General features: G+C 64.7%; 17 protein-coding genes. 5 read left to right on the forward strand and 12 right to left on the reverse strand.

Features of this window, described 5'->3' with window-relative positions; translation table 11 throughout:
• Window positions 1–147: 147 nt before the first annotated feature.
• A complete protein-coding gene (locus tag HYR72_15685) occupies window positions 148–963 on the reverse strand; it encodes an SDR family oxidoreductase (protein ID MBI1816419.1) in 816 nt (271 codons plus the stop codon).
• Between the two features lie 48 nt (window positions 964–1,011).
• On the opposite strand from HYR72_15685, the gene HYR72_15690 reads away from it, so the two are divergent.
• The gene (locus HYR72_15690; protein ID MBI1816420.1) at window positions 1,012–1,998 is read left to right on the forward strand and encodes a hypothetical protein; all 987 of its coding nucleotides are present in this window, start codon (window positions 1,012–1,014) and stop codon (window positions 1,996–1,998) included.
• A 172-nt stretch (window positions 1,999–2,170) separates the two neighbouring features.
• Window positions 2,171–2,467 (forward strand): hypothetical protein, encoded by a 297-nt coding sequence (locus tag HYR72_15695; protein ID MBI1816421.1) that lies wholly within the window; start codon window positions 2,171–2,173, stop codon window positions 2,465–2,467.
• A gap of 12 nt (window positions 2,468–2,479) precedes the next feature.
• Here HYR72_15695 and HYR72_15700 read toward each other — a convergent pair whose 3' ends face one another.
• The 6 genes from HYR72_15700 to HYR72_15725 form a co-directional block, all read right to left on the reverse strand.
• Complete coding sequence (locus HYR72_15700) at window positions 2,480–3,121, reverse strand: HAD family hydrolase (GenBank protein ID MBI1816422.1); 642 nt, start codon at window positions 3,119–3,121, stop codon at window positions 2,480–2,482.
• On the reverse strand, window positions 3,118–3,717 hold the full coding sequence (locus HYR72_15705) for a dephospho-CoA kinase (GenBank protein ID MBI1816423.1): 600 nt from the start codon (window positions 3,715–3,717) through the stop codon (window positions 3,118–3,120). Before HYR72_15705 ends, HYR72_15700 begins: the two co-directional genes overlap by 4 nt.
• Before the next feature lie 98 nt (window positions 3,718–3,815).
• The gene (locus HYR72_15710; protein ID MBI1816424.1) at window positions 3,816–4,208 is read right to left on the reverse strand and encodes a hypothetical protein; all 393 of its coding nucleotides are present in this window, start codon (window positions 4,206–4,208) and stop codon (window positions 3,816–3,818) included.
• A 226-nt stretch (window positions 4,209–4,434) separates the two neighbouring features.
• Complete coding sequence (locus HYR72_15715) at window positions 4,435–4,719, reverse strand: HU family DNA-binding protein (GenBank protein MBI1816425.1); 285 nt, start codon at window positions 4,717–4,719, stop codon at window positions 4,435–4,437.
• A gap of 90 nt (window positions 4,720–4,809) precedes the next feature.
• Window positions 4,810–6,399 (reverse strand): AAA family ATPase, encoded by a 1,590-nt coding sequence (locus HYR72_15720; GenBank protein ID MBI1816426.1) that lies wholly within the window; start codon window positions 6,397–6,399, stop codon window positions 4,810–4,812.
• A 43-nt stretch (window positions 6,400–6,442) separates the two neighbouring features.
• A complete protein-coding gene (locus HYR72_15725; GenBank protein MBI1816427.1) occupies window positions 6,443–6,967 on the reverse strand; it encodes a hypothetical protein in 525 nt (174 codons plus the stop codon).
• A 166-nt stretch (window positions 6,968–7,133) separates the two neighbouring features.
• Between HYR72_15725 and HYR72_15730 the strand changes: the two genes are divergently transcribed.
• The gene (locus HYR72_15730; protein MBI1816428.1) at window positions 7,134–7,367 is read left to right on the forward strand and encodes a hypothetical protein; all 234 of its coding nucleotides are present in this window, start codon (window positions 7,134–7,136) and stop codon (window positions 7,365–7,367) included.
• 31 nt (window positions 7,368–7,398) lie between these two features.
• On the opposite strand, the gene HYR72_15735 is transcribed toward HYR72_15730, so the two are convergent.
• The 5 genes from HYR72_15735 to HYR72_15755 form a co-directional block, all read right to left on the reverse strand.
• Window positions 7,399–7,575, reverse strand: a complete 177-nt coding sequence (locus tag HYR72_15735; GenBank protein ID MBI1816429.1) for a hypothetical protein — start codon at window positions 7,573–7,575, stop codon at window positions 7,399–7,401.
• Between the two features lie 72 nt (window positions 7,576–7,647).
• The gene (locus tag HYR72_15740) at window positions 7,648–7,968 is read right to left on the reverse strand and encodes a rhodanese (GenBank protein MBI1816430.1); all 321 of its coding nucleotides are present in this window, start codon (window positions 7,966–7,968) and stop codon (window positions 7,648–7,650) included.
• Between the two features lie 7 nt (window positions 7,969–7,975).
• Window positions 7,976–8,770: a bifunctional hydroxymethylpyrimidine kinase/phosphomethylpyrimidine kinase gene (thiD, locus tag HYR72_15745; protein ID MBI1816431.1), complete on the reverse strand. Its 795-nt coding sequence runs from the start codon at window positions 8,768–8,770 to the stop codon at window positions 7,976–7,978.
• Entirely contained in the window at window positions 8,767–10,119 is a 1,353-nt protein-coding gene (mgtE, locus tag HYR72_15750; GenBank protein MBI1816432.1) for a magnesium transporter, read from the reverse strand. Before mgtE ends, thiD begins: the two co-directional genes overlap by 4 nt.
• A gap of 275 nt (window positions 10,120–10,394) precedes the next feature.
• Complete coding sequence (locus tag HYR72_15755) at window positions 10,395–11,327, reverse strand: DUF2333 family protein (GenBank protein ID MBI1816433.1); 933 nt, start codon at window positions 11,325–11,327, stop codon at window positions 10,395–10,397.
• 88 nt (window positions 11,328–11,415) lie between these two features.
• On the opposite strand from HYR72_15755, the gene HYR72_15760 reads away from it, so the two are divergent.
• Window positions 11,416–12,816: a sugar ABC transporter ATP-binding protein gene (locus tag HYR72_15760; GenBank protein MBI1816434.1), complete on the forward strand. Its 1,401-nt coding sequence runs from the start codon at window positions 11,416–11,418 to the stop codon at window positions 12,814–12,816.
• Window positions 12,813–13,772, forward strand: coding sequence for an ABC transporter permease (locus tag HYR72_15765; protein ID MBI1816435.1), 960 nt, complete (start codon window positions 12,813–12,815; stop codon window positions 13,770–13,772). The genes HYR72_15760 and HYR72_15765 overlap by 4 nt, the downstream gene beginning before the upstream one ends.
• Window positions 13,773–13,931 lie beyond the last annotated feature (159 nt).

Here is a 13,931-nt window from a genome sequence, read left to right on the forward strand (position 1 = left end):
AGGCAATCGCGGGAAGGGCGGAAAAGGGCCAGGAAAATCAAGGCGCAGCCGCCGTGGAATGCTACCGGTCCCATCCAAATCGATGGCCGCGCGCATGAGCGGTGCTGCATCGCCGCGCTCGCAGTGCAGCCCGGCCACTGCGGAGGCTTACATATGATACCCACCGTTCGGGCTGATCACTTGCCCCACGGTGTAGCTGGAGTCGGCGGAAGCGAGATAGAGCGCAACGGCTGCGATCTCGGCCGGCGTGCCGAGGCGTCCGATGGGGGTTTGCATGATCGCCATCTGCCGCATGGTCGCGTCCATCACATCGAGCAGCGGCGTGTCGACGTAGCCCGGCGCGATCGCGTTGACGTAGATGCCGCGGCCGATCACCTCACGCGCGATTGACTTGGTCAGCGCGATGATGCCGCCCTTCGCCGCCGAGTAGTCCGGCGAGCCGGCCAGCCCGGTCGTGCCGGCCACTGAGGCCATGTTGATGATCTTTCCCGCGCCCTTGGGCTCCATCACCTTGAGCGCTTCGCGCGTGCAATAGAATGTGCCGTCAAGGTGGATCGACAGCGTGCGCCGCCACTGCGAATCGGACATCAGGCGGGTCGCTCCCGCCGAGGTCGTGGCTTTGCCCGTAGTCATCATTTCCTGTACCGCGGTGTTGAAGTTGGCTTTCACTTCGTCACTCATGATGGCTACACCGGCATTGTTGACGAGAATGTCGATGGTCCCGAGTTCGTCGACCAGGTGCTCGAACATTGCCGCCACTTCGACGCTGTCGGAAACATCGGCGATGTATGCGCGGGCCTTGCCGCCGGTGGCCTCGATCTCCTTCACCACTTTCGCCGCGTTCAGCTTGTCGACGTCATTGATCGCGATGGAGGCGCCCTCAGCCGCGAAGGTCAGTGCGATCTCGCGCCCCAAACCACTCCCCGCGCCGGTGATCAGCGCCACTCGTCCCGCCAACTTCATACTGCCTGTCTCCTTCCCGCTGCCATGCCGCTCTGTCTATAATGGCGCATGAGCGTAGAGAAGAGGCGCAAGATTGTCCACGTCGTCAGCCATGGCCCGCACTGCCTCGATGGGGTTGCAGCTGCGGTAGCCGTCGCCCGCTTTCATCGAGACGCAACGGTGATCCCGTGCTTCGCGAGCAATCAGAAGATCGACGAAACAATTCTCGAGCTGCGCTGCGAGCCCGCGGAGTCTGACCATGAGATCTGGATCACCGACATCTCGTGGACTACGCGCGAGGCCGATGCGCACCTGCGCCACTTGGCCGAGCGCGGAGTGAAGGTCTACTGGATCGATCACCATCGCACCGCGATCGAACGCGTCGCCGCCGGCGGCGTCAACGTCCCGTTCGCCGACTCCGTCGTGCGTGATGACTACGCCGCATCGCGCCTCACCTACGAGTACCTGTCCGCGCAGCAAGCAGCGCGCGGGGTACGCGACGCCGCCTTCGACGACCTCGCCCCGGTGATCGCGATGGCCGACGACAACGATCGCTGGCTGCATCAAGTGCCGGGGTCGCGCGAGTTGGCGCTGACGGTGCGGGCGATGGGCGGCCTGCCGGCGTACGAAGATCTGCTCACGATCGATCGCGCCGTGACCTATACGCCGCGCATGCGCGACGCCGCGACCCGGCTGACGGCGGAACTCACGCACAGCTTTGCCGTCGCCGACGCGAGCCGCGTCGCGCAACCAATCACCGGGCGCGACGTGACCCTGGTTGCGGCCGTGTGCGATGGCTACCCGAGCGAGATCGCCGACAAGTGGGGAAAGCAGGCGTCGCGCACGGTGTTCGCGCTATTCGATGCGAAGAGCCTCTCCGTCAGCTTACGGCGTTCACCAGACTGCGATGTCGACCTTTCGCATCTGGCCCGCGCCTTCGGCGGTGGTGGGCACGCCGCGGCCGCCGGGTGCGAACTGCCGGACCTGCGCCGTCACTTGGCGGGCGAGCTGACGCGCCAGCTCGCCGCCGCACTCACCGAGGGCCGCGATCGCTAGCGCGGTACGGTGCGCGGTCATCGTACTTTTTTGCCTCGTCGTTGACGAAACTGAACGTTGGTATGGCATCCCCCCACGCGGTTGCGGGGTGAGAAGGGAGCGGTCCGGCATTGCGGCACCTGGCATCGCCATTGCTCACCCCTTCCGTCCGAGTGACGAAAGGGGTTAGTGCATGATTCGAATCAAACCATTGCGGCCGGAGACTGAGGGGCGGACGTTGATGTCGGAGGAGCTGCTGATGATCGCGGTGCTCGAACAAGCCCTAGCCGATCTAGACAACCACTGCCCGGCGGTACGGGCAGACGCCGAAGCGTATTTCTTCAACTACAGCCCAGAGTCGAGCGCGTTCAGTTTTGAAGCCGTGTGTAGTCAGTTCGCCCTCTCGCAATCCGCCATCCGGCGCGAGATCCGGCGTAAGGATCGCAGCCCGCGCCGCGGGCTTTCAGCGCTCGTCAACAAGGCAGCGTAACCGCACACCACCTCAGCTCAACAACGCGGGCACATCGGCCACACCGGATACGATCGCGTCCGGTGCCTCCACCGCCAGGATGGCCGCCGGGCTCGCGCCACTGAGGACGCCGATAGTCGCTACCCCGGCAGCTTTCCCGGCTTGAATGTCGATCGGCGAGTCGCCGACGTAGACCGCTTCGTGTGGCGCCATCCCGAGTCGTGCCAAACATTGCACAATCACGTCCGGCGCCGGCTTACGCGCGACGACATCCTCGCGCCCGACCACTGACGCAAACAGCTCACGCACTCCCCAGCGAGCCAGAAATTGGATATCGCGGCCTGACGAGGTGGCGATGCCGAGCATTAGGCCCGCAGAGTGCAGCGACCGCACCGCCGCGAGGACGCCGGATATCGGCTGGGTCTCCTCATAGTAGCGGCGCAACCAGTACCGGCCGCGCTCGGCGAATACGGCGGCCACGCGATCACGCGGAATGGAAGCTGGTACGAGATGCGTCGTCGTCGATCGTCCAGTCCGCATCAAATCGTAGACTACCTCACGTTCCGGTTGTGGTAGCTGGAGATCCGCCGCCACGTCGCAAGCAAAGCCGTAGAACAACTCCACCGAGTCGGCCAGCGTGCCGTCGAGGTCGAAGATGACGGCGCGAACCTTCATGCCGCCACTGCGCGCGCCCATGCGGTGCGTACGTGCGCTTCGAGGTCGCCGAGCGAATCATCGTTCTCGATCACGACGTCGGCGTGCTGCCGGCGTTCGCCATCGCTGAGCTGGGCAGCGATGCGCGCCTCGATGTGCGCGGCCTGCATGCCGCGATCGGCCTGCAGACGAGTCAAAACCGAGTGGCGGCTCGCCACGACAAGCCACACTTCGTCGACGAGATCGAGCCAATTGGCCTCGATGAGAACAGCCGCCTCGACCACGATAGGCTGACGAAATCCGGCGGTGCGGCGCGCCGCGATACGGCGCTCAACTTCGCGGTGGATCAAAGGATGGACGATGGCCGTCAAGCGCTTGAGCGCGGTCGGATCGCCAAACACCACGGCGCCGAGCCGCTTGCGATCGATCGACCCGTCTGCCGCGACAATATCGCGCCCAAACGCGTCCACCACTTGCTGCCAGCCGTCGGACCCCGGCCGGTACACTTCGTGCCCAACGATATCGGCATCGATGACCTCGGCGCCGAGTTGAGCGAGCAACTTCGCCACCGTGCTCTTGCCCGAGCCGATGCCCCCGGTTAGTCCGATTATGAGCATTTCGCGTGCTTAGCCGACGCCCCCGGTGACTTCCAATTTAAGTCAGGGAAGCGACGCGGTTGCCCTGCCGAAGCCGGCCGCTTCGGCGGCGCCAGTGCTCAGCCTACCGCGCGCAGCGGGGCTTCACTGGTGGCCGCGATTGGGGTCTGAAGTGCAGCCTGGCCGGCCGCGCTTCCCACCCGCTGCCGCCAGAGTTTCACCCCGCGGCGCAGATACTCGGGATTGATCTCCAGGATCTCGCAAATGTTCTCGTAAGAAAAATACCACGCGCGGTCCTCGTTGCAGATCCAGTCGCTCGCATCGGAGAACATCTGCTGCCCCTGCCCATCTTTGGCAAAGGCATACTTCTGGAAGCAATCGAGCGCGTCCTGAAGCACCGCCAACATCAACCGCTTTTCCCCCGAAACTCCGGAACCGCCGCGAAAGGCGGCATAGAACTGGGCGGGCAGTAACGCGTCGGGCTCGAAGAGACCAAACGAGCGGTCATTCATGGTGTGCCTCTCCTTCGGTGAAACAGGCTACGGACGCTGAAAATGCCGCACCGCGCGCCATTAGCCAAATGAAAAAATCTGTCCACCGTGGTGATAGCCGCTTATCTCCGTCGCGCCGAAGCCGGCCAAGGTCATCAGATGATACACAACTCCCTCCCCCGGTCAGATTCTGACCGGAGCAGGGAGTTATGTCCATCGCGTGGCCCGGCCATGCGCCGGGACCAAGCTATTTCTTCGCGCCGAGGACGGCTTCCTTGAGCGGCTTGGCAACCGAGAAGCGGACCTTCTTGCGGGCCGGAATCTTGATCGCTTCGCCAGTTTGCGGGTTGCGGCCCATACGGGCCTTGGTCTGTACCTTCTTGAAAGTTCCCAGACCAGGGATCTTGACCGGATCACCCTTCTTGAGTGAGCCGACGATGATCTTCACCAATCCATCCAACACCGAGTCGGCTTGCTTCTTCGCCAAGTCCGCCGATTCGGCTATCTTCTGCACCAATTGTGACTTCGTCATCAACCGTCCTCCCCTCTTTCAAACAAGTTGCTCAACGGCCACAGAACCGTTGAAAATCGCGCTATAAGTGCAACGAGTGACCCTAAGATGTCAAGCAAAATCTTGCCGCGACGGGTCGGTGAATTGCCGCTCACCAACCGCGCTGGCCGGCGTCCGCGTCGGCCGAATCAGCAGGCGGCGGAAGGGTTGCGCCCCCACACTCTCCGATGCCAAGCCGTAGGCCTCGACGAGTTGATGCTGCAGGCGGCGCACGTAGGCATTCTGCGGTCCCAACTCCACGGGCCGGCGCTCCGCAATGGCGCAGGCGATCGCATCTTCGGCCTCGCGCAGTGCAGCCTGCTGATCGGGATCGAGTTCTTCGTTCTTGATCTCGAGGTGCTCGCGTAAGAAATCCATCAACTTGCCCACCGTATTGGCGTTCACCGCATGAACCGGCACGTTGTGCGTCATCAACTCGCGCAGCTTCTTCGGATGCTTGCGCGACAAGGCGCGGAGCGTCAGCACGAGATCAGCGTCACGCGGATGGCTGCAGACCGTGGCCGCGGCATCCAACTCATGGATGGCGCGCTCCAACCGGTCGCGGCTGATCGCGTACGGAAAGATCCGGACGGGCCGGCGCGATGAACCCGTCTCTTCAACGTTCCGCCGCATCGGAGTGGGTGACTCGACTCGTGGCGCTTCGCGATCGAAGCCGCCGTCCGGCCGGCGCAGCCGCAGCTCCGGTTGCGCGCGCGCCTGCCGCAGCAAGGCATCCACGACTTTGGCGACGTCCGAATGGACCGCGAAGCGTTCCTGGCTGTGAATCTCGATCAGCATGTCGAAGGTCGGCGGCGCCTTGCGTTCGAGCACCGTCTTCTGCGTGCGACGCCGGCGCGCCTCATCATCACCCAATGTGACCGACTGAATACCCCCGATCAGATCGGCCAGCGTCGGATTGGTGATCAAGTTCTCCAGCGTATTGCCATGCGCCGTCGCGATCAGCTGCACGCCGCGTTCGGCAATCGTGCGGGCGGCGAGCGCTTCCGCTTCGGTACCGATCTCGTCGATGACGACGACTTCGGGCATGTGATTCTCCACCGCCTCGATCATCACCGCGTGCTGCAGGTCCGGCGTCGGTACCTGCATGCGACGCGCCCGGCCGATGCCCGGGTGCGGGATATCGCCATCGCCGGCGATCTCGTTGGAGGTGTCGACGATCACTACGCGCCGCCCCAGATCATCGGCAAGCACGCGCGCCGCTTCGCGCAACAGCGTCGTCTTCCCCACGCCCGGCCGGCCGAGGATCAACACGCTCTTGCCCGCTTCGATCACGTCACGCACGATCTCCACCGTGCCATACACCGCACGCCCCACCCGGCAGGTCAGCCCGATGATCTCGCCGAAGCGATTGCGCAGCGCCGAAATGCGGTGCAGCGTCCGCTCGATCCCGGCGCGGTTGTCCTTGGTGAAGGCGCCGATGCGCGCGACCATGTAGTCGAGGTCCTCGCGCGTGACCTGTCCTTGATTCAACGGCATCACACCGCTGGGAAAGCGCGCTTCCGGCGGCCGGCCGAGGTCGAGGACGATCTCGATCAGCGTATCGAGCACCGGGGCGGCTTCGAGTTGCTGTCGCACGCGTGGCGGGAGCACCGCCAGCAACAGGTCCAGGTTATCGGTGATTTCAATGCGCGACTCGGCCATGTAACCTCACCTCGAAGGGAGCGCACCACACGCGCGACGGTCGCTATGCATATTCGGCCACCGGCTCCGGCGGCCGCTGCGACGCGGCCCGCGTCAGCTGCGCGAACAAACTCGACTCCCGTTTGAAGAATCCGTCGGTGTGCAACGAAACCGAAAGGTGCAGCAGCTCGTAGTCGAGATGATGGCAAATCTCGTGCAACAAGGTCCGCAGGAACGTCTTGAACGCGACCACTTGGCCGCGCTTGGCGGTGATCATCCAGACTTCGATCTTGTCCTGCCGCAGCCCCGGACTGTACAGCCCGTGCAATTCGCCCCGGGTATCGGACGGACGCGTTCCGCGCACCAACACGCGCACCACCGGCACGCGCAGCGCGCCGCAAATCTCGTCGCTGATCGCTTGTGCCAGCCGCTCGATCGCTGGCTGCTCGCCCGATTCGAGCGCGCCGATTAACAGTGTGGTCGCGCGCGCAAGGCGCGGGCTAACCCGCACCGGGACGGCCGGAATCGTATTGCTCCGGTCGTAGACCTTCTGCTGACTGCGTGGCAGACGATGGCGAAAGTTCGGCATGGCCCCACCCCAACCTCACCCAGACTCACAGCGCGGTGGCGCTCCGTCCACAGTGTATCGAAGGGATGAACGGGAAAGTCAACACAGAAGTGTGCCGTCCGCGAAGAGACGCGGGCGCAACTTCGGCACCACCCTCGCGTTCAACACCCCGTCATCGGAGAATTCCATGTCGAAGATTGTTCGTGCGGTCGCACTCGTCTTGGCAATCGGCGCAGTGACGCTCACCTTGACGACTACCAGCGCCGCCGCCTGGTGGTCTGTGCCGCGCAACTACTATCGCCACCATCCACACCATCGCTATCCCTGCTGTTCGCGCATTGTCGGCAATCCCCGCTGGGACGGCGAACCGTGCCGATTTCACCAATGGGGCGGCGAGTGGACTCCGCCCCGGCCCCGCTAGATGGGTCGACGATCAGACGGAAATCTCTTGCTCAAAGCTTCGAGTCGCCGCGCTTGCCCAGATTGCGAAACACGGGAGTCTGTTGTGCGGCCGCAAGCTGCGCACCACTCGACGAAATTTCCGGCGTACTCGATTCGCTGCCGCCGCTGCACGCGCTGATCGCCAGCAGCAATCCGATCACAGCCAGCACCGAAGCAATCGCGCGCATGGGCAAAGTCTCTCAGATGCTACCGTCCGCTGCAACCGTTTCGTCGCCGAGTATTGGCGGTACCGCCCGCCATCAGTACCGCGGCACGGTCGGATCGACCGTCTGCGACCACGCGTCGATGCCGCCAGTGAGATTGACGACGCGGACGAACGCACGCTGCGCGAGAAGGCTCGCAACCTGCGCGCTGCGCACACCGTGGTGACACACCACCACGATCTCGGCGTCGGAGTCGATCTCGTGCAATCGCCCCGCGATCTCGCCCATCGGAATGTGGACCGCACCGACGAGGCGCGCGAGCGCCAACTCCTCGGCCTCGCGCACGTCGAGCACAATCAAGTCGTCACCACGATCGAGTCGCTGCTTGAGTTCGCGTGGTGTGATCTGTGACGGCATAGCCGTCCTATGCCTCGTCCAACCACGCCAGCGGATTCGCCGGTCCGTTGCCGTGACCAATAGCGAGACCACTGCGAATCGCGGCGGTGATGAAGCGCTTGGCGACATCGATCGCATCGTCGAGCGTACGGCCAAGCGCAAGATTGGCGGTGATCGCGGCGGAGAGTTGGCAACCGGTGCCGTGGGTGTGTCGGATGTCGACGCGCGGGGCGCGCAACTCGCGTACGGCTTTGCCGTCGTCGAAGACGTCGACGGATTCGTCGCCCATCAAATGGCCGCCCTTGAGTAGAACCGCACGGGCGCCGCGCTGAATCAACGTCCGCGCCGCGGCCCTCATCTCGGGTACGTTGGAGACTGGGAGGCCAGTAAGCGCCACGGCCTCGTGCGTATTCGGTGTCACCAACCGAGCGAGCGGAATCAACGTCGCCAGCAGCGCGTCGCGCGCGGACGGTTCCAACAGGGGTGCGCCGCTCTGCGCCACCATCACCGGATCGACGACGAGGTTGTCGATGCGCCAATCGCGCACGGCGGCAGCGACCACCTCGATGATCGCTGCATTCGCCAGCATGCCAGTCTTCACCGCATCGGCGCCGATGTCGCTCATCACCGCATCGATCTGCTGCCGCACGAACGCCGGCGCAACCGCCTCGATGCCGCTCACGCCGGTGGTGTTCTGCGCCGTCAGCGCGGTGACCGCGGTCATGCCGTAGACACGGAAGACGATGAACGTTTTGAGATCCGCTTGAATCCCCGCCCCGCCGCCGGAGTCCGACCCCGCGATGGTCAAGGCGCGCGCAGTCATTTCAAGTGATCGATCAGCAGCGTCCCGATGCCGAGAAACGACAGGAAGCCAAACACGTCGGTGAAGGTGGTGACGATGACGCCGGAACCGAGGGCCGGATCTTGCCGGACCGCCTTGAGCAGAATCGGAATCGCTGCACCCGACAGACCGGCGACGCCCATGTTGATCACCATCGCCAGGAACAGCACGAGGCCGAGAAACGGATTGCCGCGCCAGAGGAACGCGGCGACCGCGCTGACCAGTCCCGTTGCGGCGCCGATCGCGAAGCCAACCATGACCTCCTTCACCACCGCGCGCAGGCCGCTGGAGAACTCTATTTCGCCCAGCGCGATGCCGCGCGTGATCACGGTGAGCGCCTGCGTGCCGCCGTTGCCACCCATGCCGGCGACGATCGGCATGAACGTCGCCAGCGCGACGATCTGCGCAATCGAATGCTCGAACAACCCCACCACCCAGGCGGCGAGGAATGCCGTCGCCAGGTTGATCAGCATCCACGGCAGCCGCTTGCGGATGGACTGCGCGGCCGGACTGAAGACACGATCCTCCTCCGACAAGCCGGCCATCTGATACATGTCTTCCGTGGCCTCTTCGGTGATCACGTCGATGACATCGTCGACCGTAATCACACCGAGCATGCGGCCGTCGTCGTCGGTGACCGGAATCGCCAGCAAGTTGTAGCGCGCCACCAAGCGCGCGGCTTCTTCCTGATCCGCGCGCACGTTGACGCTCGCGGGATCGGGGATCATCAACTCGCCGCACAGCTTGTTCGGCGGCGCCGATACCAGGCGGCGGATCGGCACTACACCGCGCAGGCGGTTCTCGCCGTTGACGACGTAGAGGTACATGATGGCTTCGCTGTCGTCACCGGCGGCGCGCAAGCGATCGATGGCGGCCTGCGCGGCCATGGTCTCTTCGAGCGCCACGAAGCGCGTGGTCATCACGCGGCCTGCGCTCTCGGGCGGATACATTTCCGCTTTGCGCAACTCCGCCTGCTTGGGTTCGGGTAAGCGTGCCACCACCGCGGCGCGACGCTCTTCGGGTACCGCACCGATCAGTTCGAGCAAGTCGTCGATTTCGAGCCGGGCCATGACCTCGGCCAGGCGTTCGTCACTGAGCGATTCAATGACTTGCGGCAGCAACTCTGGCGGTAGCTCTTTGAGCGTGTTCGCGGCGCGCTGGCTGCTGAACAGTAGATCGACGACGGTGCGGATCTCGTCCGGTTCGAGCCCGCTGAGCAGGGGGGCGAGATCGGCGGGATGCAGGCGCGCAAGCAAGCGTTCAGCGCGGCCGGTGACACCACCGGCGAGCAACTTGCGTAAAATTCCGACTGTAACGTTTGCCGTCGCCATGAAGATCCCGTTCAGCGCGCCGGGACCTCCACGGAGGTCTAGGCGGGAAGAACCAATACCAAGTATCTACTGTGCGGCTCGGGCCGCGGGTCGCCTTCTATGCCCATCTCAAGTGCGAAATTTCTCTTAGCGTAGTTTCCGCCAAGGTGCCAGAGAAATCCGCGGACCAGCGGCTTCCGGCTAATGCCCGTGCGTGTAGACCAAATCGATGCCGACAAAAGCGGCCAGCAGCACGCCGAGCGCCAGCCACAGCACCAGCCGGCGCGTGCGCTCGGTCACTTCTCCAGTTCCTCGCGCACCGAGTAGAGCTTCTGGCGCGCTTCGCTGATGTACGCATCGAGGTTGCGGCGATGGTTGGCGAACAGTCCGCTAGGGCTGCCGTCGAACACGATGAAGGGCTTGAACGCGGCCGCCTGGCCGAGCGCGGTCGCCACTTCGTCGAACAAGGTGCGAATGATCGGCTTGGTCTCCTCGCCGTGACGATACTCGCGCTCGATCGCCCGCACGAGATGGAAGATCACATGCGCCACGCCTTGGGCATGGTAAAAGTCGTCGTCGGTGCGCCACACGCTCTCGGGGCTGCGGTACAAGGCCGCATGCGCATCGCCGAGCAAATCCGTCCACGCCTGAATGAGGCGAATCAGTTCCATGTTGCGCTGATTGATCGGCTTCGATCGCGGCGGCTTCGCCCGCAAACCGTCGACATAGGCGCGCAGCCGCTGCACGGCTTCGGCGTACTTGCTTTCGGCCGACGGGAGCCAGAGTTTGAACGCGTCGTTGCGCAATGCCGTGTCCGCAGCCACCAAGTTGTCATCGTACGGATCGCTCGACACTTTGGTGAGATGGTCTTTGAGCACGCGCACGCTCTCGCGCAGCGCTTGCAGGATGCCGAGCTGGCGATTGGCGTTGTTGTCGGCCCACAGGCTGGGGCCCCAAAGGATGAAGTCGTTCGGCCGCCAGCCGGTGACGCCGTGCAGCTCGTGATCCATGATCTCGGCGACGGTGGTGGCAAACGCCTCGCCACCAACCAGCGGCTCGCTGTCCGGAAAGCGCGCCGCCAAATCGAACGGCAGCTGATTGTGGCGCTTCTGTCCGAAGTGCAGCACCAGCGGTCCGGCCGCAATCGCGAGCACCACGATGATCGCAATGATCACGCCGAACGGAAAGCCACGGCGCGGAGGCGGAAGCAGTGTCCCGTTGTCAGCCATGCCGTGTGGCTAGCACGAGCGCAACGGCGAGTGAACCGCCAAGCGCTTTCGGCTGTCAACTTCCTATCTCTCATTGTAAGGACAACGCATGCCGGAGGCGGCGGTGCTTACGATCTCAGACGCCCTGGTGCGCTACGGCGAGACCGTCGCGGTTGACGGCGTCTCGCTCGCGATTGGCGCCGGCACGATCCACGCGCTGATCGGCGAGAACGGCGCGGGCAAGTCGACCCTGCTGCGGGCGATCGCCGGCGTGACGCCGCTCGATCGCGGCACGATTGCGTCGCCGCGGCCGCTGCGCATCGAGTGGGTGCCGCAAGAGTTGGCGCTGGCACTCGATCTGACCGTTAGTGAGACGATCTTCCTCGGTCGCGAGTTGCGGAACGCAACACGTCTGCTGCGTCGCACGGCGATGCAGCGCAAGGCGCGCGCGGCGCTTGCCCAGATCGGCTGCACTGCGTCGGCGACCACACGCGTCGGCGAGCTGAGTGCACCGGTGCGTAAGCAGGTGCAACTGGCGCGCGCCTTCGCAGTACCCGCCGACGTGTTGCTGCTCGACGAGCCGACCGCCGTGCTCGGCCGCGCGGAATCCGATCTGCTGTTCGCTGCGATTCGTCGGGCGCGCGACGCCGGCACCGCGATCGTCTACGTGTCGCATCAGATCGACGAGGTGTTGGCGATCTCCAACACCGTCACTGTCCTCCGCGATGGCCAGCATGTGTCGACCGATCCGGTCGCAGCCATCGACGCGGCGACGATCGTGACGCGGATGGTGGGACGGCCACTGGCTGCGAGCGCGAAAAGGTCCCCTGTCCCAAAGGGAGCGGGTGTCGCACTGCGGGTGCGCGGATTGTTCGCCCCGCCGCTGCGCGACATCTCTTTCGTGGTCGCTGCGGGCGAGATCGTCGGGCTCGCCGGACTCGTCGGTGCCGGCCGCAGCGAACTGCTCGATTGCATCGCCGGCGCCTCTCCGCGATCTGCTGGCGATGTTGAAGTCCGCGGCACAATGGCGCTGGTTCCGGAGGATCGTCTGCGCAACGGATTGATCCCGACGCTGTCGTTGCGCGAAAACATTTTTCTGCCCGCGCCCGCGCGTTGGCTGCGGGCGCGCCGCGAAGAGATGGAAACAGATCAGTGGATCGAGCGCCTGCGCGTTCGTACACGAGGCGCGCACGCGCTGCCGGCGGCGCTCTCGGGCGGCAATCAGCAGAAGGTGTTGTTGGCCCGCGCGCTGCGCCGCGCACCCGATGTGCTGATGCTCGACGACCCCACCGCCGGAGTCGACGTCGGCGCGAAGGCCGACATTCACTCCATCATCCGTGCGCAAGCCGAAACGGGTGCTGCAGTCGTGATCGCGTCGAGTGAGCTGCTCGAGCTGCTGGCGTTGTGCGATCGCGTCATCGCGCTGCGCCAAGGTGCGCAAGTCGGCACCCTCGCCATCGGCGACGCGGATGAGCCGCGCCTCGCGGCGCTCATCACGGGGGCGGCGTGAGGCGTTGGCGGTTGGTCTCCGGCGCCAGTGCCGCGCTCATTCTCACGCTCGAGTTCGCGTTGTTCGCCGTCGTCTTAGCGCCGCACGACGGCCGCGCGAACACCTTCGCCAATCTCGGCAACATCAGCCTGATCCTGAAGTATTCCAGCATCTATGGCATCGGCGCGATCGGCGCGGCGCTGATCATCGGCAGCGGCGGCATCGATCTCGCCGCCGGATCGGTGATTGCGCTTGCCTCTGTGGTCACCGGACATTTGTTCGTCGTCGAAGGTTGGCCGTTGGTCGTGGCGATCGCCGCGGGGCTCCTCACCGGCACGCTGGTTGGCAGTGTCGCCGCCGCCTTGATCGTACGAGCGCAATTGCCGCCGTTCATCGCGACCCTCGGCACGATGGGCATGGCGCGCGGCGCCGGCTTCCTGGTCACCGAAGGACGGTTCTACGATTTGTCGGGGCGGCTGCCGGCCGAGTTCGCACCGCTCGCAATTCCGCTCGGGGCGTGGCCGGGCATGTTGATGTTCGTCGCCGCGATCGCGTTCCACATCGTGCTGCAATACACCGCGCTCGGCCGCCATCTGCTCGCCGTCGGCGGCAACGAGACCGCGGCGCGCTACGCCGGGGTGCGCGTGAATCGAGTCAAGACCTTCGTCTACGTTGCCGGCGGTACGCTCGCCGCACTCGCTGGGGTCGTGCTCGCGGTCGTGCAGGGCCAGGGCAAGGCCGATCTCGCGACTGGCTACGAGCTCGATATCATCGCCGCCGCGGTAATCGGCGGCGCATCGTTGAGCGGCGGTCGCGCCTCGGTTGTCGGTGCTGTGCTCGGCTCGCTGATCTTCGGCGTCTTGCGCAACGCGTTGCCGCAGATCCCCGGCGGCACCTACGCCGACCGGCTGATCATCGGCGTCGCGGTGTTGGTGATCGCAGTGATGGATCGGGTGGCGGCGAAGCGCGGCGCTTGAAGAGAAGAGCGGAATCGGGCTTCACCGCAGAGTTACCATGTGTTCGGTTGGAGTGAGCTGAGAAAGATGGGAGCCTCACCTTGTGCACGCGGGACACGCCAAACGTGGCCGCAAGATTGTTGCACCAAGAAGGGAGGCTCCCATGACCAAGGTAGTGCA

The organism is Deltaproteobacteria bacterium, assembly GCA_016178705.1.
Lineage (GTDB): Bacteria > Desulfobacterota > Binatia > HRBIN30 > JACQVA1 > JACOST01.